The sequence below is a fragment of the Pseudomonas sp. NY15435 genome (assembly GCF_048068295.1).
In the GTDB taxonomy this organism is placed as follows: Bacteria; Pseudomonadota; Gammaproteobacteria; order Pseudomonadales; family Pseudomonadaceae; genus Pseudomonas.
On record NZ_JBLUQA010000007.1, the window covers coordinates 69,973 to 94,757 of the forward strand.

Annotated in this window: 23 protein-coding genes; 18 read left to right on the top strand and 5 right to left on the bottom strand. The window is 64.5% G+C overall.

All coding sequences use genetic code 11. The annotated features are described in order from the left end of the window. The first annotated feature begins 4 nt into the window (after nt 1-4). The 17 genes from ccoN (ACNFH5_RS17960) (at nt 5) to ACNFH5_RS18040 (ending at nt 16,655) form a co-directional block, all read left to right on the top strand. Nucleotides 5-1,429, top strand: coding sequence for a cytochrome-c oxidase, cbb3-type subunit I (gene ccoN / locus ACNFH5_RS17960; protein ID WP_416748220.1), 1,425 nt, complete (start codon nt 5-7; stop codon nt 1,427-1,429). Between the two features lie 10 nt (nt 1,430-1,439). Beyond that, complete coding sequence (ccoO, locus tag ACNFH5_RS17965) at nt 1,440-2,048, top strand: cytochrome-c oxidase, cbb3-type subunit II (protein ID WP_015477751.1); 609 nt, start codon at nt 1,440-1,442, stop codon at nt 2,046-2,048. Nucleotides 2,049-2,052: 4 nt separating this feature from the next. Beyond that, nucleotides 2,053-2,244 (top strand): cbb3-type cytochrome oxidase subunit 3, encoded by a 192-nt coding sequence (locus tag ACNFH5_RS17970; protein ID WP_205336386.1) that lies wholly within the window; start codon nt 2,053-2,055, stop codon nt 2,242-2,244. Continuing rightward, a complete protein-coding gene (gene ccoP / locus ACNFH5_RS17975) occupies nt 2,241-3,164 on the top strand; it encodes a cytochrome-c oxidase, cbb3-type subunit III (protein ID WP_416748223.1) in 924 nt (307 codons plus the stop codon). Before ACNFH5_RS17970 ends, ccoP (ACNFH5_RS17975) begins: the two co-directional genes overlap by 4 nt. Nucleotides 3,165-3,506: 342 nt before the next feature. Next, a complete protein-coding gene (ccoN, locus tag ACNFH5_RS17980; RefSeq protein WP_401032189.1) occupies nt 3,507-4,949 on the top strand; it encodes a cytochrome-c oxidase, cbb3-type subunit I in 1,443 nt (480 codons plus the stop codon). Next, nucleotides 4,949-5,557: a cytochrome-c oxidase, cbb3-type subunit II gene (gene ccoO / locus ACNFH5_RS17985; protein ID WP_017516817.1), complete on the top strand. Its 609-nt coding sequence runs from the start codon at nt 4,949-4,951 to the stop codon at nt 5,555-5,557. Before ccoN (ACNFH5_RS17980) ends, ccoO (ACNFH5_RS17985) begins: the two co-directional genes overlap by 1 nt. Before the next feature lie 5 nt (nt 5,558-5,562). Continuing rightward, on the top strand, nt 5,563-5,754 hold the full coding sequence (locus ACNFH5_RS17990) for a cbb3-type cytochrome oxidase subunit 3 (protein ID WP_024763940.1): 192 nt from the start codon (nt 5,563-5,565) through the stop codon (nt 5,752-5,754). Further along, on the top strand, nt 5,751-6,716 hold the full coding sequence (ccoP, locus tag ACNFH5_RS17995; protein ID WP_054910515.1) for a cytochrome-c oxidase, cbb3-type subunit III: 966 nt from the start codon (nt 5,751-5,753) through the stop codon (nt 6,714-6,716). The genes ACNFH5_RS17990 and ccoP (ACNFH5_RS17995) overlap by 4 nt, the downstream gene beginning before the upstream one ends. Nucleotides 6,717-6,926: 210 nt before the next feature. Beyond that, on the top strand, nt 6,927-8,342 hold the full coding sequence (gene ccoG / locus ACNFH5_RS18000; protein WP_416748226.1) for a cytochrome c oxidase accessory protein CcoG: 1,416 nt from the start codon (nt 6,927-6,929) through the stop codon (nt 8,340-8,342). Nucleotides 8,343-8,471: 129 nt separating this feature from the next. After that, nucleotides 8,472-9,017 (top strand): FixH family protein, encoded by a 546-nt coding sequence (locus ACNFH5_RS18005; protein WP_416748228.1) that lies wholly within the window; start codon nt 8,472-8,474, stop codon nt 9,015-9,017. After that, a complete protein-coding gene (locus ACNFH5_RS18010; protein WP_416748230.1) occupies nt 9,014-11,491 on the top strand; it encodes a heavy metal translocating P-type ATPase in 2,478 nt (825 codons plus the stop codon). Before ACNFH5_RS18005 ends, ACNFH5_RS18010 begins: the two co-directional genes overlap by 4 nt. Nucleotide 11,492: 1 nt before the next feature. Then, entirely contained in the window at nt 11,493-11,714 is a 222-nt protein-coding gene (gene ccoS, locus ACNFH5_RS18015) for a cbb3-type cytochrome oxidase assembly protein CcoS (protein WP_416748232.1), read from the top strand. Further along, on the top strand, nt 11,707-12,432 hold the full coding sequence (locus ACNFH5_RS18020; protein WP_416748234.1) for a sulfite exporter TauE/SafE family protein: 726 nt from the start codon (nt 11,707-11,709) through the stop codon (nt 12,430-12,432). Before ccoS ends, ACNFH5_RS18020 begins: the two co-directional genes overlap by 8 nt. Before the next feature lie 72 nt (nt 12,433-12,504). Beyond that, nucleotides 12,505-13,887: an oxygen-independent coproporphyrinogen III oxidase gene (gene hemN / locus ACNFH5_RS18025; protein WP_416748236.1), complete on the top strand. Its 1,383-nt coding sequence runs from the start codon at nt 12,505-12,507 to the stop codon at nt 13,885-13,887. 258 nt (nt 13,888-14,145) lie between these two features. Then, nucleotides 14,146-14,880, top strand: a complete 735-nt coding sequence (gene anr / locus ACNFH5_RS18030; RefSeq protein WP_416748238.1) for a transcriptional regulator Anr — start codon at nt 14,146-14,148, stop codon at nt 14,878-14,880. Nucleotides 14,881-14,995: 115 nt separating this feature from the next. Next, nucleotides 14,996-15,544: an adenine phosphoribosyltransferase gene (locus ACNFH5_RS18035; RefSeq protein WP_138521687.1), complete on the top strand. Its 549-nt coding sequence runs from the start codon at nt 14,996-14,998 to the stop codon at nt 15,542-15,544. A 280-nt stretch (nt 15,545-15,824) separates the two neighbouring features. Continuing rightward, nucleotides 15,825-16,655, top strand: coding sequence for a metal-dependent hydrolase (locus tag ACNFH5_RS18040; RefSeq protein ID WP_416748240.1), 831 nt, complete (start codon nt 15,825-15,827; stop codon nt 16,653-16,655). A gap of 136 nt (nt 16,656-16,791) precedes the next feature. Here ACNFH5_RS18040 and ACNFH5_RS18045 read toward each other — a convergent pair whose 3' ends face one another. The 5 genes from ACNFH5_RS18045 to ACNFH5_RS18065 all read right to left on the bottom strand — a co-directional run bounded on the left by ACNFH5_RS18045 (nt 16,792) and on the right by ACNFH5_RS18065 (nt 23,597). After that, nucleotides 16,792-17,721: a chemotaxis protein CheV gene (locus ACNFH5_RS18045; protein WP_416748242.1), complete on the bottom strand. Its 930-nt coding sequence runs from the start codon at nt 17,719-17,721 to the stop codon at nt 16,792-16,794. A gap of 113 nt (nt 17,722-17,834) precedes the next feature. After that, nucleotides 17,835-18,755 carry a lipid kinase YegS gene (yegS, locus tag ACNFH5_RS18050; protein ID WP_416748244.1) on the bottom strand — a complete coding sequence of 307 codons (921 nt, stop codon included), beginning with the start codon at nt 18,753-18,755 and terminating at the stop codon, nt 17,835-17,837. A gap of 79 nt (nt 18,756-18,834) precedes the next feature. Continuing rightward, complete coding sequence (locus ACNFH5_RS18055; RefSeq protein WP_416748246.1) at nt 18,835-20,394, bottom strand: FGGY-family carbohydrate kinase; 1,560 nt, start codon at nt 20,392-20,394, stop codon at nt 18,835-18,837. 25 nt (nt 20,395-20,419) lie between these two features. Continuing rightward, nucleotides 20,420-21,997, bottom strand: a complete 1,578-nt coding sequence (locus ACNFH5_RS18060; RefSeq protein ID WP_416748248.1) for a glycerol-3-phosphate dehydrogenase/oxidase — start codon at nt 21,995-21,997, stop codon at nt 20,420-20,422. A 4-nt stretch (nt 21,998-22,001) separates the two neighbouring features. After that, nucleotides 22,002-23,597 (bottom strand): FAD-binding oxidoreductase, encoded by a 1,596-nt coding sequence (locus ACNFH5_RS18065; RefSeq protein WP_416748250.1) that lies wholly within the window; start codon nt 23,595-23,597, stop codon nt 22,002-22,004. 156 nt (nt 23,598-23,753) lie between these two features. Between ACNFH5_RS18065 and ACNFH5_RS18070 the strand changes: the two genes are divergently transcribed. Beyond that, nucleotides 23,754-24,782 carry an AraC family transcriptional regulator gene (locus tag ACNFH5_RS18070; RefSeq protein ID WP_416748252.1) on the top strand — a complete coding sequence of 343 codons (1,029 nt, stop codon included), beginning with the start codon at nt 23,754-23,756 and terminating at the stop codon, nt 24,780-24,782. Nucleotides 24,783-24,785: the final 3 nt, after the last annotated feature.

A 24,785-nucleotide genomic window follows, 5' to 3' on the forward strand; every position in this document is an offset into this window, starting at 1 on the left:
ATAAATGAGCACAACCAATCAGACCGCTTATAACTATAAGGTGGTCCGCCAGTTCGCCATTATGACAGTGGTGTGGGGGATCGTCGGCATGGCCGTCGGTGTCCTGATCGCCGCTCAACTGGTGTGGCCGGACCTTAACCTCGGCTTACCGTGGACGAGCTTCGGCCGCCTGCGTCCGCTGCATACCAACGCGGTGATCTTCGCCTTCGGCGGCTGCGCACTGTTCGCCACCAGCTACTACTCGGTGCAGCGTACCTGCCAGACCCGCCTGTTCGCTGGCCCGCTCGCTTCCTTCACCTTCTGGGGTTGGCAGCTGGTGATCCTGTGTGCCGCCATCACCCTGCCGCTGGGCTACACCTCCTCCAAGGAGTACGCCGAGCTGGAGTGGCCGATCGACATCCTGATCACCATCGTCTGGGTTTCCTACGCCATCGTCTTCTTCGGCACGCTGATGAAGCGCAAGACCAAGCACATCTATGTGGGCAACTGGTTCTTCGGCGGCTTCATCCTGACCGTGGCGATCCTGCACGTGGTCAACAACCTGGAAATCCCGGTCAGCCTGACCAAGTCCTACTCCCTGTACTCGGGCGCCACTGACGCCATGATCCAGTGGTGGTACGGCCACAACGCCGTGGGCTTCTTCCTGACTGCCGGCTTCCTGGGGATGATGTACTACTTCGTTCCGAAGCAGGCCGAGCGTCCGGTCTACTCCTATCGCCTGTCCATCGTGCACTTCTGGGCGCTGATCGCCGTCTACATCTGGGCCGGCCCGCACCACCTGCACTACACCGCTCTGCCGGACTGGGCGCAGTCGCTGGGCATGGTGATGTCCCTGATCCTGCTGGCTCCGAGCTGGGGTGGCATGATCAACGGCATGATGACCCTCTCCGGCGCCTGGCATAAGCTGCGCACCGACCCGATCCTGCGCTTCCTGGTGGTGTCCCTGGCCTTCTACGGCATGTCCACCTTCGAAGGCCCGATGATGGCCATCAAGACCGTCAACGCCCTCTCCCACTACACCGACTGGACCATCGGCCACGTACACGCTGGCGCCCTGGGCTGGGTTGCCATGGTTTCCATCGGCTCCCTGTACCACATGATCCCGAAGGTCTTCGGCCGCGAGCAGATGCACAGCGTGGGCCTGATCAACACCCACTTCTGGCTGGCCACCATCGGCACCGTGCTCTACATCGCCTCCATGTGGGTCAACGGCATCACCCAGGGCCTGATGTGGCGCGCAGTGAACTCCGACGGCACCCTCACCTACTCCTTCGTCGAAGCCCTGGCCGCCGGCCACCCCGGCTTCATCGTGCGGATGATCGGTGGTGCCATCTTCCTGCTGGGCATGCTGGTCATGGCCTACAACGTCTGGCGCACCGTAGCGGCCGCCAAGCCGGCCGAAATGCAAGCCGCGGCGCAGATGGCCTGAGGAGTCCGACATGAAACACGAAGTACTTGAGAAAAACGTCGGCCTGCTGGCCCTGTGCATGGCCGTCGCCGTGAGCATCGGCGGTCTGACCCAGATCGTCCCGCTGTTCTTCCAGGACGTGACCAATACCCCGGTGGAAGGCATGAAGCCCTACACCGCCCTGCAACTGGAAGGCCGCGACGTCTATATCCGCGAAGGCTGCGTGGGCTGCCACTCGCAGATGATCCGTCCGTTCCGCGCCGAGACCGAGCGCTACGGCCACTACTCCGTCGCCGGCGAAAGCGTCTGGGACCACCCGTTCCTGTGGGGTTCCAAGCGTACCGGCCCGGACCTAGCCCGCGTCGGCGGCCGCTACTCGGACGACTGGCACCGCGCGCACCTGTACAACCCGCGCAACGTGGTACCGGAGTCGAAGATGCCCGCCTACCCCTGGCTGGTCGAGAACAAGCTCGACGGCAAGGACACAGCGAAGAAACTGGAAGTGATGCGTGTCATGGGCGTGCCCTACACGGACGACGACATTGCTGGCGCCAGCGATGCAGTCAAAGGGAAGACCGAAATGGACGCCGTCGTCGCGTACCTGCAGGTCCTCGGCACCTCCATCAAGAACAAGCGGTGACAGCATGGATATCGGGACCATTCGCGGCCTCGGCACCGTCATCGTGATGGTGGCCTTCGTCGGCGTACTGCTCTGGGCTTACGGCGGCAAACGCAAGGAGCGCTTCGACGAAGACGCGCTACTGCCCTTCGCGGATGACCCGGTGGCCAAGCGGCACGCTGAGCAAGAGCAAGCTTCTAGGAGCAACAACGCATGACTACCTTCTGGAGTCTGTACATCACCGTTTTAACAGTCGGCTCGCTGATCGCCCTGCTGTGGCTGGTATTCGCCACCCGCAGCGGGCAGTCCTCGAACACCACCGACCAAACCATGGGCCACGCCTTCGACGGCATCGAGGAGTACGACAACCCACTGCCGAAATGGTGGTTCCTGCTGTTCGTCGGCACCATCGTGTTCGCCGCCGGCTACCTGGTGCTCTACCCGGGCCTGGGCAACTGGAAAGGCGTCCTCCCCGGCTACGACGGCGGCTGGACCCAGGACAAGCAATGGGAGCGTGAAGAAGCCCTGGCCAAGGAAAAATACGGCCCGATCTTCGCCAAATATGCTGCCATGTCGGTGGAAGAAGTCGCCAAGGACCCGCAAGCCATGAAAATGGGCGAGCGCCTGTTCGCCACCTACTGCTCCATCTGCCATGGCTCCGATGCCAAGGGCGCAGCAGGCTTCCCGAACCTGACCGACAGCGACTGGCGCTGGGGCGGCACCGCCCAGGACATCCAGACCACCATCCTCGGTGGCCGTCATGCCGCCATGCCGGCCTGGGGTGAAGTGCTGGGCGACAAGGGCGTGCAGGACGTGGCTGCCTTCGTCACCGCCAAACTGGACGGCCGCAAGCTGCCCGAGGGTGTGACTGCCGAGAACGTCGACAACGGTGGCAAGCTGTTCGCCACCACCTGCGTCGCCTGCCACGGCCCGGAAGGCAAGGGCAACCCGATCATGGGTGCGCCTGACCTGACCCACCCGGGCGCCTTCATCTACGGCTCCAGCTACGCACAACTGCAGCAGACCATCCGTCACGGCCGCCAGGGCCAGATGCCGGCGCAGGAGCAGTACCTGGGCAAAGACAAGGTGCACATTCTCGCCGGTTACATCTACAACATTTCCGGCCAGGCGAAGTAAACTCCCCGCCCCCAACTCGCGCCCGCCAAAACGGGCGCGAGTTTCTTACCTCCGCAATATCGCGACGAAGTGTCGCACCCTCTCTATCTGCTTTCTTCACACCCTTCCGGTTCACGTCTAAGCTGAATTCCATTCGCAAACCTGCAATACGACTAACCTGACCCACTTCCCAGGTTGGTGCGAGCGAGCCGAAACGAGCGGCAAACAGCGGCGCAAAGCGCTCCGGAGCAGGCGTCAAACCGGCTTCGCGCCAAGGCCCGGCGCGTTGCAATGGCCTCCTGCTTTCTCCATACTTGCCGCCGTTTTTTTGTCCATAAAATCCAAAAACCGTGGAACCTTAGAATGAGCACAGCAATCAGTCCGACTGCTTATAACTATAAGGTCGTCCGCCAGTTCGCCATCATGACGGTGGTCTGGGGGATACTTGGAATGGGGGTTGGTGTTTACATCGCCTCACAGTTGGTTTGGCCCCAGTTGAACCTGGACCTTCCCTGGACCAGTTTCGGGCGCCTGCGTCCGCTGCACACCAACCTGGTGATCTTCGCCTTCGGCGGCTGTGCTCTCTTCGCAACTTCCTACTATGTCGTACAGCGCACCTGTCAGACCCGCCTGGTCTCTGACAGCCTCGCGGCCTTCACCTTCTGGGGTTGGCAAGCGGTAATCGTGCTGGCCGGCATCACCCTGCCGCTGGGCTACACCTCCTCCAAGGAGTACGCCGAGCTGGAATGGCCGATCGACATCCTGCTGGCCATCGTCTGGGTCACCTACGCACTGGTGTTCTTCGGCACCGTGATGAAGCGCAAGACCAAGCACATCTACGTGGGCAACTGGTTCTACGGCGCGTTCATCCTGGTCACCGCCATGCTGCACATCGTCAACAGCATGGAAATCCCGGTAACCGCCTTCAAGTCCTACTCGATCTACGCCGGCGCAACCGACGCGATGATCCAGTGGTGGTACGGCCACAACGCAGTGGGCTTCTTCCTGACCACCGGCTTCCTGGGGATGATGTATTACTTCGTTCCGAAGCAGGCCGAGCGTCCGATCTACTCCTATCGCCTGTCCATCGTGCACTTCTGGGCGCTGATCACCCTGTACATCTGGGCCGGTCCGCACCACCTGCACTACACCGCTCTGCCGGACTGGGCGCAGTCGCTGGGCATGGTGATGTCCCTGATCCTGCTGGCTCCGAGCTGGGGTGGCATGATCAACGGCATGATGACCCTCTCGGGCGCCTGGCATAAGCTGCGCACCGACCCGATCCTGCGCTTCCTGGTGGTCTCCCTGGCCTTCTACGGCATGTCCACCTTCGAAGGCCCGATGATGGCGATCAAGACCGTCAACTCCCTGTCGCACTACACCGACTGGACCATCGGCCACGTACACGCCGGCGCTCTGGGCTGGGTTGCGATGATCTCCATCGGCTCCCTGTACCACCTGATTCCGAAGGTCTTCGGTCGCGAGCAGATGCACAGCGTTGGCCTGATCAACGCCCACTTCTGGCTGGCTACCATCGGTACCGTGCTGTACATCGCCTCGATGTGGGTCAACGGCATCACCCAGGGTCTGATGTGGCGTGCGATCAACGCCGACGGCACCCTCACCTACTCCTTCGTGGAAGCCCTGCAGGCCAGCCACCCGGGCTTCATCGTCCGTGCACTGGGCGGCGCCTTCTTCGCCTCCGGCATGCTGCTGATGGCCTACAACACCTTCCGTACTGTGCGCGGTTTCAAACAGGCTGACGCCGATGCCGCTGCCCAGATCCCCGCTGTAGGAGCTCACTGATGAAGCACGAAGTAGTCGAGAAGAACATCGGCCTTCTGGCCTTCTTCATGGTCATTGCGGTGAGCATCGGCGGTCTGACCCAGATCGTTCCGCTGTTCTTCCAGGACGTCACCAACAAGCCGGTCGAGGGCATGAAGCCGCGCACCGCGCTGGAACTGGAAGGCCGTGACATCTACATCCGCGAAGGCTGCGTAGGCTGCCACTCGCAGATGGTCCGTCCGTTCCGCGCCGAGACCGAGCGCTACGGCCACTACTCCGTCGCCGGCGAAAGCGTCTGGGACCACCCGTTCCTGTGGGGCTCCAAGCGTACCGGTCCGGACCTGGCTCGCGTCGGCGGCCGCTACTCCGACGACTGGCACCGCGCGCACCTGTACAACCCGCGCAACGTAGTGCCGGAATCGAAGATGCCCTCCTACCCCTGGCTGGTGGAGAACAAGCTCGACGGCAAGGACACGGCGAAGAAAATGGAAGCCCTGCGTACGCTGGGCGTGCCTTACACCGACGAAGACATCGCCGGTGCCCGTGACGCCGTCAAAGGCAAGACCGAGATGGACGCTGTCGTCGCCTACCTGCAAGGCCTCGGCACCATCATCAAGAGCAAACGGTGACAGTGATGGATATCGGGACCATTCGCGGTATCGGCACGGTAGTAGTCATGGTCGCCTTCGTCGGCGTCCTGCTCTGGGCCTATGGTGGCAAACGCAAGGAGCGCTTCGACGAAGACGCCCTGCTGCCCTTCGCGGATGACCCGGTCGCCAAAAAGCACGTCGAGCAAGAGCAAGCTTCTAGGAGCAACAAAGAATGACAACCTTCTGGAGTCTGTACGTCACCGTACTTACCCTGGGCACCATCTTCGCCCTGGCGTGGCTGCTGTTCGCCACCCGTCGCGGTCAGCGCAACGAAGCCACCGATGAAACCGTAGGCCACGCCTTCGATGGCATCGAGGAGTATGACAATCCGCTGCCGAAGTGGTGGTTCATGCTGTTCGTCGCCACCTTCATCTTCGCCCTCGCCTACCTGGCCCTGTACCCGGGCCTGGGCAACTGGAAAGGCCTGCTGCCGGGCTACCAGGACAAGGCCGAATTCGCCAACGGCGAAAAAGGCTGGACCGGTGTGCACCAGTGGGAAAAGGAAATGGCCAAGGCCGATGAGAAGTACGGCCCGCTCTACGCCAAGTTCGGCGCCATGCCGATCGAAGACGTGGCCAAGGACGAGCAGGCCCTGAAAATGGGTAACCGCCTGTTCGCTTCCAACTGCTCCGTCTGCCATGGTTCCGACGCCAAGGGCGCCCACGGCTTCCCGAACCTGACCGACGCCGACTGGCGCTGGGGCGGCGAGCCGAAGGACATCATCGCCACCATCGAAGGCGGTCGCCATGCGGCCATGCCGGCCTGGGGCGAAGTCATCGGCGATGCCGGCGTTCACGACGTAGCTGCCTTCGTCACCACCAAGCTGGACGGCCGCAAGCTGCCCGAAGGCGTGACTGACGAGCAGGTCGCCAATGGCCAGAAGATCTTCGCCACCAACTGCGTGGCTTGCCACGGCGCTGAAGGCAAAGGCACTGCAGCCATGGGCGCACCGAACCTGACTCACCCGGCCGCGTTCATCTATGGCTCGAGCTTCGCCCAGCTGCAGCAGACCATCCGCTACGGCCGCCAGGGCCAGATGCCGGCTCAGCTGGAGCGTCTGGGCAAAGACCAGGTTCACCTGCTCGCTGCCTACGTGTACAGCCTGTCCCATGGCGAAGGTGAGAAGAGCGCCGAATAAGCCTCCCTCTCCTACACCCATAGCGACACCCAGCGGCGCCGGTTTCTACACCGGCGCCGCTCTATTTCTGGGTCCATAATTCCTTGCGCGACCAACTGTCGCACGGTTGCAACACCCTCCACGCCGTATCATTGTTAGGCGTGCAAGCATATTTCTGACCCTCTCGGCATGTATCGACAGGGCGCCCTCCCGCTGCCGTGGAATGCACTGATGAGCAAACAAATTCCGGTCCAGGACGTCACTCCGCCCACCAAGGGCAAGGGTGAAAGCGTCGACCTCTATGCCTCCCGGGAAAAGATCTACACCCGAGCCTTCACCGGATTCTTCCGAAATCTCCGAATGGCCGGAGGCGCCCTCCTCTTCCTCCTCTACTTCGGCACCGTGTGGCTGACCTGGAACGGTCGCCAAGCGGTTCTCTGGGACCTGCCCGAGCGCAAGTTCTACATCTTCGGCGCGACCTTCTGGCCGCAGGACTTCATCCTTCTCTCCGGCCTGCTGATCATCAGCGCGTTCGGCCTGTTCTTCATCACCGTGTTCGCCGGCCGCGTCTGGTGCGGCTACACCTGCCCGCAGAGCGTATGGACGTGGATCTTCATGTGGTGCGAGAAAGTCACCGAGGGTGACCGCAACCAGCGCATGAAGCTCGACAAGGCGCCCATGAGCGGCAACAAGCTGCTGCGCCGGTTCGCCAAGCACAGCCTGTGGCTGCTGATCGGCCTGGTCACCGGCCTGACCTTCGTCGGCTACTTCGCCCCGATCCGCGACCTGCTCAGCGACCTGGTCACCGGCCAGGCCGACGGCTGGGCCTACTTCTGGGTCGGCTTCTTCACCCTGGCCACCTACGGCAACGCCGGCTGGCTGCGTGAGCAGGTGTGCATCTACATGTGCCCCTACGCGCGCTTCCAGAGCGTAATGTTCGACAAGGACACCCTGATCGTCTCCTACGACCCGCGTCGTGGCGAGGGCCGTGGCCCGCGCAAGAAAGGCGCCGACTACAAGGCCCAGGGCCTGGGCGACTGCATCGACTGCACCATGTGCGTCCAGGTCTGTCCGACCGGCATCGACATCCGTGATGGCCTGCAGATCGAGTGCATCGGCTGCGCCGCCTGCATCGACGCCTGCGACAGCATCATGGACAAGATGAACTACCCGCGCGGCCTGATCAGCTACACCACCGAACACAACCTGTCCGGGCAGAAGACCCACCTGGTTCGTCCGCGCCTGATCGGCTACGCCATCGCCCTGTGCATCATGATCGGCCTGCTGATCACCGCCATCGTCCTGCGTCCGCTGGTGGGCTTCGACGTCAGCAAGGACCGCGTGCTCTACCGCGAGAACGCCGAAGGTCGCATCGAAAACGTATACAGCCTGAAGGTCATGAACAAGGACCAGAAGGACCATACCTACGTGCTCAGTGCCAAGGGCATGGACGGACTGATCCTGGAAGGCAAGAAGGAAATATCGGTCGCCGCCGGGGACATCTTCACCATGCCGGTGGAACTGTCCATCGAACCGGAGAAGCTGCCCTCCACCACCAACGAGATCAGCTTCACCATCCAGTCGGTGGACGACCCGTCCATCAGCAAGGAATCCACCAGTCGCTTCATCGGCCCGCGCGTTCGTTGAACCTGCGCTGAACGAATTGGCACCCCATGTTGCGCATGGGGTGCCAGTACCGACCGAAGCACGTAGAATTTGCCCGCCCCTTCACCGGGCAGCGCCCCGCGTGGCGTTGCCAGCGAGAGAAAAGAGACCATGCAATCGGCCATGAAAACGCCCGTGGAACCCTGGTACAAGCACCTCTGGCCGTGGATCATCATCGCCATGCTGGCCACCTCGATCTTCCTCAGCCTGACGATGGTCAACATCGCCGTGAACAACCAGGACTCCCTGGTCAGCGACAACTATTACGAAGCCGGCAAAGGCATCAACCGCTCCCTCGACCGTGAGCACCTCGCTCAGCAGCTCAAGCTGCGCGCAAAAATCAGCTTCGACGAATTGACCGGCGAAGTGGACCTGCGCCTGACCGGCGATAGCCGCCCGGCCACGCTCACCCTGAACCTGCTCTCCCCTACCCTGGAATCCCAGGACAAGCACCTGGAAATGCGCGCCAGCCCCGCCGAGCCGGGTCGCTATACCGCCAGCCTGGATGCCGCCGTAAAAGGTCGCCGCTTCGTCGAACTGCTCGGCGAGGAAAATGGCCGGACCTGGCGTCTGTTCGAGGAAGAAAAAGTCGCCCCGGGCGGCTCCTTCGACCTCGGCGACGAGCCCCTCAGCGGAGATGAAGCCGAGCGCCCATGAGCGCCCCGCTGCTCTGTTACCACTGCGCGCTGCCGGTCCCGCCCGGCAGCCGCTTCGTTGCGCCAGTCCTGGGTGAAACCCGCGAATTCTGCTGCCCCGGCTGCCAGGCTGTGGCTGAGGCCATCGTCGCCGGTGGCCTGGAAGGCTATTACCGTCACCGCACCGAAGCTGCGCCCAACCCTGACGCCCTGCCCGAACAGCTCGCCGATGAGCTGAAGCTGTTCGACCGCCCTGACGTTCAGCAGCCTTTCGTCCAGCACCAGGGCGATCTCGCCGAGACCACCCTGATCATGGAAGGCATCAGCTGCGCCGCCTGCGGCTGGCTGATCGAGAAACATCTCAAGGGCCTGCCCGCCGTCGCCGAGGCTGGGCTGAACCTGTCCAACCACCGCCTGCACGTGCGCTGGTCCGACAGCGAGCTACCGCTGAGCGAGCTGCTTGCCGAGCTGCGCCGTATTGGTTACGCCGCGCACCCCTTCCAGCCGGACCGCGCCGCCGAACAGTTGCACCAGGAGAACCGCAAGTCCTTGCGCCAGTTGGGCGTCGCCGGCCTGCTGTGGTTCCAGGCAATGATGGCAACCATGGCCACCTGGCCCGAATTCAACATCGACCTGAGTCCCGAGCTGCACGAAATCCTGCGCTGGGTGGCGATGTTCCTCACCACGCCCATCGTCTTCTACTCCTGCCAGCCATTCTTCCGCGGCGCCGTGCGCGACCTGCGCACCCGCCACCTGACCATGGACGTTTCCGTCTCCCTGGCAATCGGCGGCGCCTACCTGGCCGGCATCTGGACCGCCGTCACCGGCCATGGCGACCTGTACTTCGACGCGGTCGGCATGTTCGCCCTGTTCCTGCTCGCCGGCCGCTACCTCGAGCGCCGTGCCCGTGAGCGCACCGCTGCGGCCACCGCGCAACTGGTCAACCTGCTGCCCGCGTCCTGCCTGCGGCTGGATGACAGCGGCCAGAGCAGCCGTGTGCTGCTCAGCGAACTGAGCGTCGGCGACCGCGTGCTGGTGCAGCCCGGCGCGGTGATACCCGCCGACGGCCTGATCCTCGACGGCCAGTCCAGCGTCGACGAATCCCTGCTCACCGGCGAATACCTGCCGCAGCCGCGCCAGAGCGGCGACAGCGTCACCGGCGGCACCCTCAACGTCGAAGGCCCGCTGACCGTGCAGGTCAAGGCACTGGGCGGCGACAGCCGCCTCTCGGCCATCGTCCGCCTGCTGGAACGCGCGCAATCGGACAAGCCGCGCCTCGCCGAGCTTGCCGACAAGGCCGCGCAGTGGTTCCTCATCGCGCTGCTGGTGCTCGCTGCGGTGGTCGGCCTGTTCTGGTGGCAGCATGACGCCTCCCGCGCCTTCTGGGTGGTCCTGGCGATGCTGGTGGCAACCTGCCCCTGTGCCCTGTCGCTAGCCACGCCGACCGCACTCACCGCCGCCACCGGCAGCCTGCACAAGCTCGGCCTGCTGGTGACCCGTGGCCACGTGCTCGAAGGCCTGAACCATATCGACACGGTGATCTTCGACAAGACCGGCACCCTCACCGAAGGCCGGCTGACGCTGCGTGCCGTCCGGCCGCTGGGCGCGCTGGACAGCGATGCCTGCCTGGCGCTCGCCGCCGCGCTGGAGAACCGCTCTGAACACCCCATCGCCCGTGCCTTCGGCCGCGCGCCGCAGCCCGCCGAGAATGTGGAGAGCCATCCCGGCCTGGGCCTGGAAGGCCGCGTCGGCGAGCGCCGCCTGCGCATTGGCGAACCGACATTCGTCTGTGGCTTGAGCGGTAGCGAAGCGCCCCAGCACCCGCAGGAGCCCGGCCAGTGGTTGCTGCTGGGAGACGAAAGCGGTGCCCTCGCCTGGCTGGTGCTGGACGACCGCATTCGCGAAGACGCCGCCGACCTGCTCGACGCCTGCCGCGCACGCGGCTGGCGCACGTTGCTGCTGTCCGGCGACAGCTCGCCGATGGTCGGCCGCGTCGCCGCCGAACTGGGCATCGACGACTGCCGCGGCGGCCTGCGCCCGGACGACAAACTGGAAGTCCTGCGCCAGCTGCACCAGCAAGGCCACCGCGTGCTGATGCTCGGCGACGGTGTGAACGACGTACCCGTGTTGGCCGCCGCCGACATCAGCGTTGCCATGGGCACGGCCACCGACCTGGCGAAAACCAGCGCCGATGCCGTGCTGCTGTCCAACCGCCTGGACAGCGTGGTGCAAGCCTTCAGCCTGGCCCGCCGCACCCGTCGAGTCATCATCGAGAACCTGCTCTGGGCAGGGCTGTACAATGGGCTCATGTTGCCCTTCGCCGCCCTCGGCTGGATCACGCCCGTGTGGGCTGCGGTAGGCATGTCGATCAGCTCGCTGACCGTGGTGCTCAACGCCCTGCGCCTGACCCGGCTGCCGAAAGGCGCCGACGCCGCTTCAGCGACATCCGCCCACTCCGCCGCACTTCAGGCGGCCCAGGCGCTGCCACGGAGTTGAAATGCCCGCTCTCTACATCATGATCCCAGTCGCCGTGGTCATCGTCGGCATCTGCATCGCAATCTTCTTCTGGGCCGTGAACAGCGGCCAGTACGACGATATGGACGGGCCGGCCCACAGCATCCTGTTCGACGACGAAGACCCCAAGCACCAGGCAGGCATCGACGAAGCCGAAGGTGAGGGGTCGCACGCCAGCCCCAAGCAGGACAAGCGCGATGCCTGAGCTGGCGCCACTGCTGGCGTCCGCGCTGATCCTCGGCCTGCTCGGCGGCGGTCATTGCCTGGGCATGTGCGGTGGCCTGATGGGCGCGCTGACCATGGCCATTCCGCCAGAGCAGCGCGGTCGGCGCCTGCGCCTGCTGCTGGCCTATAACCTCGGTCGCATCTTCAGCTACGCCTGCGCCGGCTTGCTGCTCGGCCTCGCTGGCTGGGCCGTGGCACGCACGCCGTTCGCCTCAGCGCTACGGGTGATCGCCGGTCTGCTGCTGATCGCCATGGGCCTGTACCTGGCTGGCTGGTGGAGCGGCCTGACCCGCATCGAAGCCCTCGGCCGCGGCCTGTGGAAGCACATCCAGCCCTTCGCCAGCCGCCTGCTGCCGGTTGCCACGATGCCGCGCGCGCTGCTGCTCGGCGCACTCTGGGGTTGGCTGCCCTGCGGTCTGGTCTACAGCACCCTGCTCTGGGCCACCAGCCAGGGCTCGGCGGTGGATAGCGCGCTGCTGATGCTCGCCTTCGGCCTGGGCACCTGGCCGGTGCTGCTTGCCACGGGCCTCGCCGCGGAGCGCGTCACCGCCCTGCTGCGCAAGCGCAGCGTGCGCATGGCCGGTGGCATCCTGGTGATCCTCTTCGGCCTGTGGACCCTCCCCGGCCCACACCAGGCCTGGATCATGGGCCACGAAATGCACGCCAGCGCCAGCAATCCTCACCATAAAGCCGCTTGATACAGGTCAACAGGCCTCTGTCGGACTCTCCCTAGACTGCGCAGGAAAAGCTCGCCACCGGGGAACATCGGCATGCTCGACAATATTCGCTGGGATGCAGATCTGATACGCCGATACGATCTGTCCGGCCCGCGCTACACCTCCTATCCCACAGCCGTGCAGTTCCACGAAGGAGTCGGACCCTTCGACCTGCTGCACGCGCTGCGCGATAGCCAGAAGGCTCAGAGATCGCTCTCGCTCTACGTGCACGTCCCGTTCTGCGCGAACATCTGCTACTACTGCGCCTGCAACAAGGTCATCACCAAGGATCGTGGCCGCAGCGCTCCCTACCTTGCCCGTCTCATCCATGAAATCGAGATCGTCAGCCGTCACCTGGGTCGCCAGCAACAAGTCGAGCAGTTGCATTTCGGCGGAGGTACCCCGACCTTCCTGAGCCCCGGCCAGCTGCGCGAACTGATGGCGCAACTGCGCACCCACTTCCACTTCGTCGACGGCGACTTCGGCGACTATGGCATCGAGATCGACCCGCGCGAGGCCGACTGGTCGACCATGGGCCTGCTCCGCGAGCTGGGCTTCAACCGCGCCAGCATTGGCGTGCAGGACTTCAACCTGGACGTGCAGCAGGCCATCAACCGCCTGCAGAGCCTCGACGAGACCCGCGCCATCATCGACGCGGCGCGCACGCTGCAATTCCGCTCGATCAACATCGACCTGATCTACGGCCTGCCCAAGCAGACCCCGGACACCTTTGCACGTACCGTCGAACAGGTCATCACCCTGCAGCCCAATCGCTTGTCCGTGTTCAACTACGCGCATCTTCCGGAGCGCTTCCCGCCGCAGCGTCGGATCAGGGCCGAAGACCTGCCCTCCCCCGCGCAGAAGCTGGAAATGCTGCAGCGCACCACCGAGCAACTGGAAGCCGCTGGCTACCGCTACATCGGCATGGACCACTTCGCCCTGCCGGACGACGAACTGTCCATGGCCCAGGAAGACGGCAGCCTGCAGCGCAACTTCCAGGGCTACACCACTCACGGCCACTGCGACCTGGTGGGCCTGGGGGTTTCCTCGATCAGCCAGATCGGCGACCTCTACTGCCAGAACAGCAGTGACATCGCCGACTACCAGAACACCCTCGACCAGGGCCAGCTGGCCACCCGGCGCGGCCTGCACTGCAACAAGGACGATCTCATCCGCCGCGCGGTGATCCAGCAACTGATCTGCCACTTCCAGCTGGACTTCGAAGACATCGAAGACCTCTACAACATCGACTTCCGCGGCTACTTCGCGGAGATCTGGGAAGACCTCGAACGCTTCGCCCGGGATGGCCTGATCACTCTCGGCCCTCGCGGCATCGACGTCAGCGCCTCCGGTCGGTTATTGGTGCGCTCGCTGTGCATGCTGTTCGACCGCTACCTGCCGATGCAGAACCTGCAACGCTTCTCGCGGGTCATCTGATCCGCGAGTTCCCTTTGGCGCGACCGGCGGTACGGGGCCAACTGTCGCACCCTTTGCTACAGGATATGTCTATCACCCCAAGGAGTAGGAACAGCCCTGAACCGGCACTTTTAGAAAGGATTCGAGCCTGGCCACAACCCTCGTGAACCCTCATCCCCGTCGCTGAAACCAGCGATTCAGACAGGTCGCCAACTGGCGCGCGACTTGCCGTCTGCGGTACCCTTGGTTTTTGTGTGCCATCCCATTCAAGGAACACTCATGGCCGAAACCATCAAAGTGCGCGCCCTGCCCCAGGCGCACTGCAAGGATTGCAGCCTGGCTCCCCTCTGCCTGCCCCTGTCGCTGAATACCAACGACATGGACGCCCTCGATGAGATCGTCAAGCGCGGCCGACCGCTGAAGAAAGGCGAATTCCTGTTCCGTCAGGGCGATGCCTTCGGCTCCGTCTTCGCCGTGCGCTCCGGTGCGCTGAAGACCTTCAGCATCACCGACGGCGGCGAAGAGCAGATCACCGGCTTCCACCTGCCCAGCGAACTGGTCGGCCTGTCCGGCATGGACACCGAGAGCTACCCGGTATCGGCCCAGGCGCTGGAAACCACTTCGGTCTGCGAGATTCCCTTCGAACGCCTGGACGAGCTGTCCGAGCAACTGCCGCAACTACGTCGCCAGTTGTTGCGCGTGATGAGCCGCGAAATCCGCGACGACCAACAGATGATGATGCTGCTGTCGAAGAAAACCGCCGACGAACGCATTGCCACCTTCCTGGTGAACCTCTCCGCGCGCTTCCGCGCCCGTGGCTTCTCCGCCCAGCAGTTCCGCCTCGCCATGTCGCGCAACGAGATCGGTAATTACCTGGGCCTGGCAGTGGAAACCGTCTCCCGCGTGTTCACCCGCTTCCAGCAGAACGGCCTGATCGCCGCCGAAGGCAAGGAAGTGCACATCCTCGACTCCATCGAGCTGTGCGCACTGGCCGGCGGCCAGCTGGACAGCTGACAGACACGAAAGCTGACCAATTGGTTGACTTTCCAGTCATCGAAAACGGGCTCGCCAACTGGCGGGCCCGTTATACTTTGGCCTCAGCAAAAACCGCATCAGGTGCACATCCAGCATGATCCTCAACCAACTCGACCTGAAGTCCGTGATCCGTGCCGTTCCCGACTTTCCCAAGCCCGGCGTCATGTTCCGCGACATCACCCCGCTGTTTCAGTCGCCACGAGCCCTACGCTTCGTCGCCGACAGCTTCATCCAGCGCTATGTCGAGGCCGACTTCACCCACATCGGCGCCATGGATGCGCGCGGCTTCCTGATCGGTTCGATCATTGCCTACGAGCTGAACAAGCCCCTGGTGCTGTTCCGCAAGCGCGGCAAGCTGCCGGCTGATGTACTGGCCCAGGCCTACGAGACCGAATACGGCGAAGCCCTGCTGGAAGTCCACGCGGACAGCCTGTGCGAAGGCGACAGCGTGCTGATCTTCGATGACCTGATCGCCACCGGCGGCACCCTGCTGGCCGCCGCACAACTGGTGCGCCGCATGGGCGCCAGCGTGTTCGAGGCTGCTGCGATCATCGACCTGCCGGAACTCGGCGGCTCGACCAAGCTCAACGACGCACAGATCCCCACCTACAGCCTGACCGCCTTCGCCCTCGACGAAGCCTGATCCGTGCTGTCCACGACAACGGGCGCTTCGGCGCCCGTTGTCGTTTCCGGCGTTCGCGACAGAGCCCCATCCAATGGCTGGTCGCCCCCCTTTTGGCCTGATCCGACCCCGGCACGGCCAGATATGACCTGGCGATTGTCCGACAAGACTTCGAACATGACATCAGCTGATGACACATTCGAAAGTGGCATCACGAACTAACGACAGGGCTTGCCCGGGTCGCCGCCCCTGCCGCGTCGCGCTCCGGAACCCACGCCCGCACAACAAGAAGGAGTTAGTCATGAACGCCAGTACCACGCCAATCCGCGCCAACTTCCCGGTCCGCCGCATGGATTTCACCTTCAGTGAAACGCCTAAGTACTGGTGGGACGGGCAGCCCTTCATGACCCACTTCATGAACAACCTGTCCTCGCTGTTCCCCTATGGCGAGAAGTTCTTCGTCGACAGCGTGCGTGCCGTGCGCGAACGCATCCAGGACCCGCAGCTGCAGAAGGACGTCAGCGCCTTCATCGGCCAGGAAGCCATGCATTCCAAGGAGCACGCGGCCTACAACGAGTACGCCGACGAGCACGGCATCGACCTGGAAACCCTGGAGCTGCGCATCAAGGTGCTGCTCGAATCCATCAGCAAGGTCACCACCAAGAAGCATCAGCTGGCGATCACCTGCGCCCTGGAGCACTTCACCGCGACCATGGCCGAGCAGTTGCTCAAGCGTGAAGACCTGAGCAGCCAGATGAAGTCGGACAAGATGTACAAGCTGTGGATGTGGCACGCCGTCGAAGAGAACGAGCACAAGGCGGTGGCCTACGACGTCTACCAGCAGGTTTACGGCGGCTACTTCACCCGCACTGCGGTGATGCTGCTGACCACCGTGATCTTCCTCGGCGTCATCGCCGGCTTCCAGATCAACCTGCTGCGACGCGACGGCCAGCTGTTCAACTGGCGCAGCTGGAAACACGGCCTGGGCGTTTTGCTGCACCCGCGCCGCGGTTACTTCGTCAACCTGATCCGCCCGTGGCTGGACTATTTCCGCCCCGGCTTCCACCCCTTCGACCACGACACCAAGGCGCTGGAAACCCGCTGGAAGGAGACGCTGGATTTCGCCGGCTGACCTTCGCGCCCAGGCAAAAACGCCAGGCATTGCCTGGCGTTTTTCCTTGTCGCTCGCTCGATGGCGGCATTTGCGTAGGAGCGGCCTGCAAGCCCCTCACAGGTCCGCGATCCGCTGGACGGACCGAAAATGCCCGTTACGCAGGGACTTTCTGCAGGCGCCGACGCACTACTTCCACCAACTGGTCCGGCTGGAACTTGGAAAGGAAGTCATCACAACCGACCTTCTTCACCATTGCGTCGTTGAAGCTGCCGGAAAGTGAGGTGTGCAGCACTACGTAGAGGTCGCGCAGGCGCGGGTCGTTGCGGATCTCGGTGGTCAGGCGGTAGCCGTCCATCTCCGGCATCTCAGCGTCGGTGAAGACCATCAGCAGCTTTTCTTCCATGTCGTGCCCTTCGTCCGCCCAGCGCTTGAGCTGTTGCAGCGCGCGCAGGCCGTCGGTGGCCACGTGCAGGCGCAGGCCGAGCTGGCCGAGGGTGTCGCGCAGCTGGGAGATGGCGACGCTGGAGTCATCCACCACCAGCACTTCGCGGCCACGGGTCTTGCTGAGCAACGTGTCGTCCAGGCGGTCGCTGGAGACGCGGGTGTTCATCGGGACGATCTCGGCCAGCACCTTTTCCACGTCGATGATTTCCACCAGGCGGTCTTCAACCTTGGTGATCGCAGTCAGGTAATGCTGGCGGCCGGCGCCACCGGGTGGCGGCTGGATCGACTCCCAGTTGAGGTTGAGGATGCGCTCGACTCCGCCCACCAGGAACGCCTGAACCGAGCGGTTGTACTCGGTGACGATGATGGTGCTGTTGGCATCCGGGGTCAGCGCGCGCATGCCGATGGCGCGCGACAGGTCGATTACCGGCAAGGTCTGGCCGCGCAGGTTGATCACCCCGCAAATCATCGGATGGCGCTGCGGGATCAGGGTCAGGCGCGGCAGTTGCAGCACTTCCTGCACCTTGAACACGTTGATCGCGAACTGCTGCCGCCCGGCCAGGCGGAAGACCAGGATTTCCAGGCGGTTCTCGCCTACCAGTTGGGTGCGTTGATCGACAGTGTCGAGAATACCGGCCATGCCTGCTCCAGATTCGGAATGAGTCGTGCGGGATAGCTATCGGCCGCATCTTCTCCGACAAGATACTGGCCGAGCGCCATCATGCACGACTTATCCGGTCCGGGCCACACCGATCATCCCTTCGCTGCGCTTAGTCGCTCGGTGGACGAGAGCAGCGGCGAATCCGCTGGAAGGTGCATCGAGAGCGCCGCTGGGCGCACCCCGAAGCGCAGCTTGCGTCCTTCCAGCGGCTCGCCGTCGAGATTGACGTCCAGCCCTTCGCGCGCCTCCACCTCGATCCACGGCAGGCGCGCGCGGACGAAAACATCCTGGGTGCCGAAGCCACTGCCCAGCAGCGCGCCGAGGGTGCCGACCATATCCTGCGGGGTCGGCAGGATGCTCAGATCCAGCAGGCCGTCATCCGCCACTGCCTGCGGGCAGAGCACATGCCCACCACCCGCCTGCCGGCCATTGCCGATGCCCAGGGCGAGGAATTCGCCCTCCCACTCGAAATCCGGCCCGGTGAAACGCCCCTGGGCAGCATGGACCTCGGAAAACCGCGTCAACCCGGTGAGCAGATAGGCAGCGCCACCCAGCAGTTTCTTCAGGTCTTCAGGGGTGTTGGCCGTGACCTTCGAACCGAAGCCGCCGGTGGCCATGTTGAGGAAGCACTGCCCATCGACTTCACCCAGGTCGATGGGCCGGGCCGGCACATCCAGCAGTGCCAGCGCCGCGGCCGGCTCCAGCGGCACGCCAGCGGCGCGGGCAAAATCGTTGGCGGTCCCCAGCGGCAGGATCGCCAGGCTGGCCTTGCCGCCGGCCTGGGCCAACGCTTCGGCGACATCGCGCACCGTGCCGTCGCCACCGCCGGCGATCAGCGTCGTGTAGCCCGCTGCCAGCCCCTCCTCCACCAGCCGCCGGGCGTCGCCACCCTCCCAGGTCACTCTCACATCCAGCGTGCGCCCCGCTTCACGCGTCGCCAATACGGCGGCGCGCACCTCATCGTTGGCGGCTTGCTTGCCGTGCAGGATCAGCAGGGCCTTGGGTTGCGTCATGGTGGGTTTCCTCCCGGTGAGTCCACTGGATATCGACTCAGACTAGCGGGAGGAAATTTCCTCAAACTTAATTTGCCGATCAGGCGGGATACCCGGTGATCTCGCGGATGCTCTGGTACAACGGCTTGAGCTGCTTGTACATGCGCTGGTAGACCTCGCTGTACAGGCGTTCGTAGGTGCGCTGCGCCTCGGGGCGCGGGTGGAAGACGTCACCGACATGGGTCATGGCGGCGATGGCACTGGTGAAGTCGGGATAGAGCCCCAGCCCCACTGCGCAATCGATGGCCGCGCCCAGGCCGGAAGCCTCGTAGACGTGCGGGCGCTCCGCCGGCAGGCCGAAGATGTCGGCGGTAAGTTGCATCGCCGCGTCGCTCTGCGAACCGCCTCCGGCCACGCGCAGGCGCAGGATGCGGGTGCCGGAGCGCTTCTCGATGCGCTCCTTGCCCTGGCGCAGCGCGTAGGCCAGGCCTTCGAGGATGGCGCGGTAGATGTGCGCGCGGGTGTGCACGTCGCCGAAGCCGATGATCGAGCCCTTGGCCTCCAACCCCGGCTCGCGGATGCCGGGCGTCCAATAGGGTTGCAGCATCAGGCCCATGGAGCCGGCGGGTACGCTGTTGACCAGTTCGTCGAACAGTTTTTCCGGCTCGATGCCCAACTCCTGCGCACGCTGCATCTCGCGCAGGCCGAACTCGCGCTTGAACCAGCTGACCATCCAGAAACCACGGTAGATCATCACCTCGGTGTTGAAATGATCGGGAATCGCCGCCGGGTACGGCGGGATCAGCGGGATGGTCTCCAGGTAGCGCGAGCGGGTGGTGTTGATGGTCGCGGTGGTGCCATAGGACAGACAGGCCACGGTCGGGTCGATGGCGCCCGCACCGAGCACTTCACAGGCCTTGTCGGCACCGGCGGCGATCAGCGGCAGGCCCTCGGGAATCCCGGTCAGGCGGCTGGCTTCAGCGGTGATTTCACCCAGTTTTTCACCGGGCTTGAACAGCTCCGGCAGTTGCTCGCGGCGCACATCCAGCGCCTGCCACTTCCAGTCGCGCGGCGCGGCCCATTGCAGCTTCTTGTAGTCGAACGGCAGGTAGGCAACGCTGCAAGCCACCGAATCCACGTAACGCCCGCACAGGCGCTGGGTGAGGAAGCCGGAAAGCAGCAGTACCTTGTGCGTGCGCTGGTGGATGTCCGGTTGCTGCTGGGCAACCCAGTTCACCTCGGCCTGGGTGCGGAAGTAGTCCACCGCGCCCTGCGCACCCACCAGCTTGAACAACCAGCCCCAGGGGCCCTTGATCGAACCTTCCAGTTCCGCGCGGCGCTGGTCCAGCCAGATGATCGCCGGGCGCAACGCCTGGCCCGCTTCGTCAACATGGATCACGGTGCCGCGCTGGGTCGTCAGCGACACGCCACGGATGCAGCTGCGATCGATGTCCACGCTGGCCCACAGGCGCTTGCACGCTTCACCCAGCTGTTCCCAGTAATAGTCCGGGTGCTGCTCGGCCCAGCCGGGCTGCGAGGAGAAATAGGCTTCCAGCTCAACCTTGCCCTTGCCCACCAGGTTGCCCTGAAGATCGAAGAGCAGCGCGCGCACGCTCTGGGTGCCGTTGTCGATGGCCAGCAGGTAATTGTTATTGTCCATGGGCTCTTGGTCAGTGGGGCTTCAGTCAATTCGGAAGGCTGTAGCAGCGACGCCACAACGCCAGGTAGTCCTGTTCTTCGCGTTTCCAGCGCACGTCGTCCCAGCCCAGGCGTGGCTGGCAGAGCGCGCGGATTCTTGGCAGCTCGTGGGCGCCACCGTCGGCCAGCAGCAGGCCGATGCGGGTACGGCGCAGCAGCAGGTCGTCCAGGTGCAGCACCAGTTCGCCTTCCGCCGCCCAGGCCAGCTCGGCCCAGAGCGAATCGGTATGGCCGATGCACTCGCTACCCACAGTTTTCAGCACCCGCGCCAGCTCAGGCAGCGCACGGCCATAACGGCCGCGCAGGCGAGTCCGCTGCGGCGGAGTCAGCCCAGGCAGGTCGATATCCTCGACAGGCTCGAAGACCTGCTCGCCAGCCGCTTCCAGCGGCCGCTCCAGCATCGGCGCGCAGGCCGCGAGCACCTCCAGCGCCAGCAGGCGGAAGGTGGTGAGCTTGCCTCCGGCCAGGGTCACGCAGCCGGGCTCGACCCACAGCGCGTGCTCGCGTTTCTCGTCCGACGGCTTGAGTGACGGTGCTCCCTCGCTGACCACCGGGCGCACGCCGGCCCAGGTGGAGCGCACATCCGCGGCGCTGATCTGCGCGGCGGGGAACTGCTGACCGCAGGCCGCCAGCAGGTAATCCACTTCATCGCGACTGATGGCGGCGTCATCGTCCAGCGTATCGCGATGGTCAAGGTCGGTAGTGCCGACCACGGTCGCGCCCTCCCAGGGGAAAACGAACACCGGGCGTTTGTCCTGGCCATGCATGAAGCTGAAGGCGTGGGCCACCGGCAGGCGCCAGGCCGGTAACAGCAAGTGGCTGCCGCGCAGCGGACGGATGTGCTCGCTGCCGTGCTTCTGCCGCAAGGCATCGGCCCAGGCGCCAGTAGCCAGGGCCACGGCGCGGGCGCGGAAGGTGTAGCGCTGGCCGCTTTCGCTGTCCTCGGCGACCAGCCCCTGAACACGACCATCGCGGCGCTCCAGTTCGATCACCTTCAGGCCGTTCAGAGCTTCACCGCCTTCTGCGCGCGCCTCGCCGAGCACGCGCATCACCAGACGCGCATCGTCCGTCACTGCATCCTGAAAGCGAGTGCCACCCAGCAGGCGATCTTCCTTCAACCCCGGCGCCAGGTAGCGCAGTTCTTCCAGGCGATAGAACAGATGGTTGCGCCGCCCCGCCAGTGCGTCGTAAAGCGACAGCAGCGTGCCGAACACACGCGGACCGGGGAAGCCGCCCTGGTAGTGCGGCATGATGAAGCTCAGTGGATCGACCAGTCCCGGCGCCTCGCCCAGCAGGCGCTGGCGCTCGCGCACCGAGTCGCGGGTCAGGCCGAACTGGCCTTTGGCGATATAGCGCAGACCGCCATGGACCATCTTCGAGGACCGGCTGGAGGTGCCCCAGGCGAAGTCACGCTGCTCCACCAGCAGGCAACGCCAACCGCGCCGCGCCGCTTCGCGCAGGATGCCGGCGCCGGTGATGCCGCCACCGACGACGATCAGGTCCCAGTCGCGCGCCGCCAGTTCTGGCAGCGCCTGCGCACGCCAGGCCGCATTCCAGGCAGGCATGGGCTCAGTCCTGCAGCAGGGTGCCGGGGTTGAGCCGGCCGGACGGGTCGAAATGCCCGGCCAGCGCCTTGATCGCCGCCATGCCCAGCGGTCCCTTCTCCACCGGCAGGTAGGGCGCGTGGTCCTTGCCCACGCCGTGCTGGTGGCTGATGGTGCCGCGGTTGTTGGCGATGGTCTGGCTGGCAGCGTGCTTGAGCTTGCGCCAGCGCTCGTGCGTCTGCGCATAACTGGCGGCCGGACGGAACACGTAGGTGGTGTAGATGCTCGAGCCTTCGCCATAGACGTGGGACAGGTGGGTGAACACGTGCACGCGCTCGCCCTCGGCGGCCAGGCCCTCGCGCAGGCTCGCCTCGATGCGGTTGAGCAGGTTGTCGACGTTGGACCAGTCGGTGGCGGTTTCCAGGGTGTCGACCACGTAGCCGTTCTCCCAAAGCGCCTCGCGCAGGTAAGGGAAGCGGAAGCGGTTCTGCGCCCACTTCTTGCCCAGCAGGGTGCCGGTGAACACCCCGCCAAAGCCCTTGAGAAGACGCCGCGCGGCACGCAGAGAAGTGGCATTCTGGGCGCGATCGCCGGTGACGCCGAAGGTCAGCATGCACTTGCCATCGCCTGCGCCGCGCATCTTCAGGTAGCGCTCCAGCCAGGCGATCTGCCCCGGATGGCCGGCCAGGGCCAGTTGGGTCGTGGTCTCGATGGCGTTGGACAGGCGCAGCATGGACAGCGGCACGCGCGTCTGCACCAGGGTGCGAATGCCTTCCAGCGCCTGCTCCCAGGACGGCAGGAACACCGCATAGAAGCGTTCATCCTCGGCAATGCGCGTCACCCGCACCTTCACCGAGGAAAGGATGCCGAAGCGCCCCTCGGACCCCATCACCATTTCGCGCAGGTCAGGGCCGGCGGAGGATGCCGGGAAGGTCGGGATGTCCAGGCTGCCGGCGAAGGTTTCCAGGGTGCCGCCGGCGAACAGCTGCTCGATGCGCCCGTAGCGCAGCGATTGCTGACCACTGGAGCGGCTGGCCACCCAGCCGCCGAGGGTGGAAAGCTCCCAGGACTGCGGGAAGTGACCGAGCGTATAGCCGCGGGCACGCAGCTGGCTCTCTACCTGCGGGCCGTTGGCGCCGGGGCCGAAGGTGGCGATCAGGCTTTGCTCGTCCAGTTCCAGCAGGCGATTCATGTGCTCCAGGGAAACAGTCAGCACCGCCTGGTCGGATGCTGGCGGGTTGATGTGGCCGGCCACCGACGTGCCGCCACCGTAGGGGATGACCAGGCAATCCCAGAGCTCGGCGAACTTCAGCAACTCGCGGATCTGCTCGGCGGTCTGCGGGTAGGCCACGCCATCAGGGAACACGCCGAATTCGCCTTCGCGCATGGCCAGCCAATCCGGCAGACTCTGGCCGCGGGCGTGCAGCAGGCGGTCGCGGGCTTCGCGCACCACCAGCGGGTGCTCGGGCAGACGCGAAGCCGGCACCTTGGCCAGCACCTGCTCCAGCGTCGCATCGGGCAGCGTCAGGCCGGGGCCCACCAGCTCGGCAAGAAAACCGCGCCCATTGTCGGGCAGTTCCACTACCGTTGTTTCCTCGCCCCAGCCATTCCAGCGTCGCATGCCCGCTCCTTTTATTCAGGGTCTGTGTTTGCCCGTTAGATTGCTATTTCGGTGCCGCTTGATGGCTGCCTATACTAGCCAGCCGCCCTGCCCTGTCACTGTCGGATCAAGACAGGCGCAGTTGCCGATCGAGACACCAGAACAAGAACGAACGCCATGCATTCCCTCGGCTATACCTCCATTCCCGCACTGCTCAAATACCTGCGCCACGCCGAGTCCCTCGGCATGGACCTGGACGTTGCCCTCAAGGCCGCGGGCCTGGAGCGCTCGCAACTGAGCGACAACAGCCAGCGCCTGCCCAGCGAGGCCCACGAGCGCCTGCTGCAGCACCTGTGTGCGCACTCGGGCGACCCGCTGTTCGGGCTGCATTCGGCACGCTTCGTCCAGCCTGGCTCCTGGAGCGTGCTGGGGTATATCACCATGAACTGCGCCAACCTGGGCGAAGCCATGGGCCGCATCATTCCCTACGAAAAGCTGGTCGGCGACATGGGAGTCAGCCGCCTGGAACCGGGCGAGGATCACATCAAGCTGATCTGGAACTGTCGCCACGAGGCCGCGCAGATTCGCCGGCATATGGTGGAGAACGTGCTGGCGTCCTGGCTGCTCTACGCGCGCTGGATTGCCGACACCAATGGTTCGCCGCAGGAAGTCTGGTTCGAGCACGCACAGCCCGAAGGCACCGACGTTGCCGAATACGAGCAACTGTTCGGCTGCCCGGTACGTTTCGACCAGTCCTTCAGCGCCTTGCTGGTGCCCCTGCAACTGCTGACCTACCCATTGCGCCAGGCCGACGCCAACCTGCTGCGCACCTTGGAAGAACACGCTCTGGCGCTGATGGCCGAACTGGACGACGACGAGCCGCTACCGCTACGGGTGAAGAACGCCCTGCGCCTGTTGCTCAAGGACGGCCTGCCACGCAAGGAGCGGGTCGCTGAACGCTTCGAGATGACCGTGCGCACCCTGCAGCGCCACCTGCAGCAGGCCGGCACCAGCTACCAGCAGATCCTCGACGAACTGCGCCAGGAACTGGCCGAGCACTACCTGGTGCACAGCGACCTGCCCATCCAGGACATCGCCCAGTACCTGGGCTTCACCGAGTCGCGCTCATTCCATCGCAGCTTCAAGGGCTGGACCGACCAGACGCCAGGCGAGTATCGCCAGCAGCACAAGAAAACGCCGGTCTGAGAC